The organism is Rheinheimera sp., assembly GCF_036568245.1.
In the GTDB taxonomy this organism is placed as follows: Bacteria; Pseudomonadota; Gammaproteobacteria; order Enterobacterales; family Alteromonadaceae; genus Alishewanella.
The window spans coordinates 1-4,647 of record NZ_DATCSY010000245.1 but is presented as its reverse complement, the minus strand read 5'-3'; the positions used below and the strand labels follow the sequence as shown (position 1 = coordinate 4,647).

Below are 4,647 nucleotides of genomic sequence, written 5' to 3'. Positions count from 1 at the left end.
TCGTGGACACGCTGGAGTACCGTGGTGGCATTGCCAAAAAAGAGCAGGCCAGATTCCGCGCTTACCGTTCAGCAGAGCATAGTCTGCAGGATTACGTGAATTTTATTAAACAGAATCCGCGTTATCAGGATGCGGTTAATGTCAGTGCGGACACCAAAGCATATTTTGAACAGTTGCAGGCTGCAGGCTATGCCACAGACCCGGCGTATGCCCAAAAAATTATGGCGGTATATCAAAGCCCTGCTTTGCAAAGCGCCCGCAGTGACGACAGTGAGACTAAAGAAATAACCTATGCAGCCGAATAATAGCCTAAGTAACGCAGTGGCCCGGCGTTAACGGAGAGCGCAATGTCAGATAATTTACTCAGAATTGGTACTTCAGCCATACTGGCAAACACCACGTTGCTCAATACCACCAGTAATAATATTGCCAATATTAATACTGAGGGCTACACGCGTCAGCGCACTGAGTTTGAATCACAGATGCTGGGTTTAGGTGTAGGTAAAGGTACGACTGAACGTCTAGTCAGTGAGTTTACGCAGAAGCAATTACGGCGCGATACGTCCAACTACAGCTTTGCTCAGCAGTACGTTACAGAAGCTAATCGCGTCGATGCACTGTTTTCTAACCCTGCCAATAGTATTGCCACCGGGATTAACGATTTATTTAAGCAGTTTCAGATTGCGAACAACGAACCTGCGACTGTTGCCAACCGTCAGCTTATTATTGGCAGCTCTCAGGCGTTGTTGGATAAGTTCAATACCTTGTCCAGTCTGGTTCTGGATCAGGACAACTTTGTTAACCAGCAACTGGATATTTATACTGCTGAGGCTAATGCCTATATCAAGCAAATTGCGGATTTGAATATAGAGATAGCCTCTTTTGGTACCGGTGCCAGCCGGCCTGTGCCTTTAGATTTGCTGGATAAGCGGGATCTGGCCATTAAAAATCTGTCTGAAATGGTCGATATACGCACGCTGGATGCCGACAATGGTGAAAAGCTGGTTTTCCTGGCCACTGGCCAGTCTCTGGTCGTTGAGCGGGGCGATTATAGCTTAATGGCGATGCGGGGCGACCCAGATCCGGCAGAGCGTGAGCTGAAACTGCAGCTCTCCAGTCGTAGTAGCGTAGAGCGCGATATTGATATCGATCTGGTCGGTGGCAAAATTGGCGGCCTGCTCTCGTTTCGTGAAGAAATACTTGTGCCAACGCAAAACCGGCTGGGGCAGTTGGCATTATCTATGACTGACGCGCTAAACACGCAGAACCGTCTTGGTATGGATTTGAACGGTAAAATTGGCGGTAACTTATTTACCTTGCCGGTCAGTTCAGGCTTTGCGTTATCCGACAATACCGGAACAGGTAATGTGGATGTAACTATTGAACCAGGTCAGGGCGGCAGTTTGCCACCGAATGATTTTTTGCTGACTGTTGAAGCCGGAGGCGTCAGGATCCAGGCGCTGGATTCAGCCGGTAAAGTTATTGCCGGATCAGATAAAGTTGTGGCCGTGGGGGGGTACCCGGCAACGATTAATTCAGCTGATGCCACCGGTGATTTATATGGCCTGGAAATTTCGTTATCCGCCGGCCTTGCAGTTGGTGATCAGTTTGAACTAAAGCCACTTAGCACTGCGTCCCGTACTGTGCAGATGGCAACGACACGCCCTGAAGACATTGCGCTTGCCGCGCCGGTGAGAACTGAGTTTACTGTAAATAATATCGGTAACGCGCAAATCTCGGATCTCAAGGTAACAGATACTACACCGGCAACCTTGCCTGCTTATGGCTTTGACACCCCTTCAGGTTTGGTTAATGGCCCCTGGACCATGACCTACGTGGGAGGGGACACCTTTGAAATTGTCGACAACCTGGGTAACCCGGTAGCAACGTCCGCATTTCCCTCGGGTCAGTACCAGAATATTTTTGAAAATGCCTCTGTTGACGTTGGTTTTGACTTTTCAGTGTCAGGTGTGCCGAACGTAGGCGATACTTTTACTATCAGTTTTAATGACGGTGGCTTTAACGACAACCGTAATGGACTGGCGTTATCAGCAATACAAACCGAGCAGACAACGCGGCTGAATCCGCTGTCGCAGCCAACAGGCACGAACTCGGTCAATTTTAATCAGTCTTATGCTCAGATGGTGAGTTTAATTGGTGAGCGTACCAGTCAGGGCCGTAACAGTGAAGCAGCAAGCGGTGCTTTGTTAGCACAAACTACGGCCTGGTATGAGTCGCTCTCCGGCGTGAGTCTGGATGAAGAAGCATCTAACTTAGTGCGTTTTCAGCAAACTTATGCGGCAGCGGCGCGGATTATCTCCACGTCACAAACCGTATTTGACACTCTGCTAGCTGCAGCGAGGTAATTATGCGCTTATCTTTTAATATGAAATTTAATGCCGGCCTGGACGGCATTTTAAATACACAGCAGAAAATGAACCGGGCGCAGGATCAACTTACCAAACAAACCCGGATTTTAACGCCGGCGGATGACCCCGCATCTTCTGCCAAAGTGCTGGGGCTGGATCAGAACCTCGAGCAGGTATCACAGTTTCAGAACAACAGTGTGTTGTTAAAAAACAATCTGGCGTTGGAAGAGACGGTGCTGACGAATATGCGCACGTCGATGGACCGGGTTAAAACGCTTGCTATCGCTTCTGGTAACGGGACTTATACCGTTGCTGAACGTAATGCCTTGTCAGAAGAGCTGAAGAATATTCAGGTTGAATTATTCGACCTGATGAACACACGGAATTCTGAAGGCGGTTACATCTTTTCCGGTTTTCAGGATAAAACCCCGGCATTTGCTTATGATCAGGCATCAAACAGCTATTTCTTCCAGGGAGATGATGGCCAGAAAGCGCTGCAGATTTCGCCAACAATTGCCATGCCTGGCAATGACAGTGGTAAAACGGTGTTTGAAGATGTTAATGCCCGCTTTAAACCGTCAGCCGCAGTTATTTCAGCTGGTGGTGCGACTGGCGCGAGTATTACGATGTCAGATCAGAGTCAGTTTGATGCGTTTTACCGTAATAATTTTGACGGCTTACCTGCTGCGACCAACGAGTACAATGTAGTACTGACAGCGCCGTCTAACTATGAAATTTTGCGTGATGGTGTTGCGTTGACACCACCGGTTACCGGTACTTTTACGCCAGATCAGCCGATCTCATTTGCTGGCCTTGGTATTACCATCAGCGGCGCTGCCGCAGTGCCCGGGCAGGTAGACTTTACGTTGCAACCGCCGCAGAAAAAAAACATGCTTACAACAATTGGTGATTTTATCACGGCATTGGACAATCCTAATATCTCTGGCAGTGCTTTTAACGAAGCGGTAAACGATGTGCTGACGCAGATAGACAATGCCAGCAGCAATATTGACAGTACCTTGTCAGCGATAGGCGGCCGGGTGAATGTGCTGGACAGTGTATTTGGCACGAATGAAGATTTAACGATTAATAACAAAGCTTACCGCGCTGATTTATCGGAAGTCGATTATGCCGCAGCGATTACTGAAATCACTAAACAGGAAATAGCTCTGGAAGCTATTTCAGCTACTTTTACCAAAGTTTCAGGAGTAAGCCTTTTTGACTATTTACGCTAATAGCGCCTGTTCAAAGGCATTTTTAGCTGAAACAAACTTTTTTTAAAAAAATCTCAAGTTTTTCTATCTTCCACCGATAAATAAGTATCAGCAATAAACAACAGCAATATAACAAGCTGTTGTTTTTAAAGGTCTAATTTTAGGCGGGAGCAACATCATGGCTTTATACGTAAATACCAATACATCGTCGTTAAATGCCCAGCGTCAGCTGTTTAATTCAGGTAATGCTCTGGATACAGCCTTTAAACGTTTATCTTCAGGTTTTCGCATTAACAGTGCCGCTGATGATGCGGCAGGTTTGCAGATTTCTAACCGCTTAACCAGTCAGATTAATGGTCTTGACCAAGCCGCGCGTAATGCTAACGATGGTATTTCGCTGGCACAAGTGGCTGAAGGCGCGATGGATGAAATCACGACCTCGCTGCAACGGATCCGGACGTTGGCCATTCAATCCCAAAACGGGATTAATACCTCGACCGACCGTAAAGCACTGCAACAAGAAGTCGCTCAATTAAAAACAGAGATCAGCCGGATCGCACAGACCACACAGTTTGGTACTCAAAAACTGTTAGATGGAACCTTATCTGCGGTGTTTTTAGTCGGTGCCAACCGCGATCAGACGATTTCTATTCAATTAACAGCCAATAGCTTTGGTTTAACAGGTCTTAATATCGATGCAGTCAGTGTATCCAGTTTTGCTGGTGCGGCTGATGCCCTGGATTCGATAGATGAGGCCATTAAGACGATTGATAGTGCCAGAGCGGATTTAGGTGCAGTACAAAACCGTTTCCAGGCGACGATCCGCAACTTGACCAATATTTCTGAGAATGTGGCCGGTGCCCGCAGCCGGATCCGTGATACCGATTTTGCTAAAGAGACGGCAGAGCTAACCCGGACGCAGATTTTGCAGCAGACCAGCACTACCGTATTAGCGCAGGCGAATCAGCGGCCGCAGGCAGCGTTAAGTTTACTGCAGGGTTAAGCCTTTAAACACTCCGTCTATAAGCTGCCTAAATGGCAGCTTTTTTATTTCAATTAATATA

4 protein-coding genes are annotated in these 4,647 nt (G+C 47.4%); all 4 read left to right on the top strand.

What is annotated here, in order from left to right:
• Positions 1 to 305: glucosaminidase domain-containing protein (locus tag VIN66_RS11325; protein WP_331924096.1), on the top strand; the 305-nt coding region annotated here is incomplete at its 5' end.
• Between the two features lie 42 nt (positions 306 to 347).
• Positions 348 to 2,366 carry a flagellar hook-associated protein FlgK gene (gene flgK, locus VIN66_RS11320; protein ID WP_331924095.1) on the top strand — a complete coding sequence of 673 codons (2,019 nt, stop codon included), beginning with the start codon at positions 348 to 350 and terminating at the stop codon, positions 2,364 to 2,366.
• 2 nt (positions 2,367 to 2,368) lie between these two features.
• Positions 2,369 to 3,604: a flagellar hook-associated protein FlgL gene (gene flgL / locus VIN66_RS11315; protein WP_331924094.1), complete on the top strand. Its 1,236-nt coding sequence runs from the start codon at positions 2,369 to 2,371 to the stop codon at positions 3,602 to 3,604.
• Positions 3,605 to 3,761: 157 nt separating this feature from the next.
• The gene (locus VIN66_RS11310) at positions 3,762 to 4,586 is read left to right on the top strand and encodes a flagellin (RefSeq protein WP_331924093.1); all 825 of its coding nucleotides are present in this window, start codon (positions 3,762 to 3,764) and stop codon (positions 4,584 to 4,586) included.
• The last annotated feature ends 61 nt before the right edge of the window (positions 4,587 to 4,647 follow it).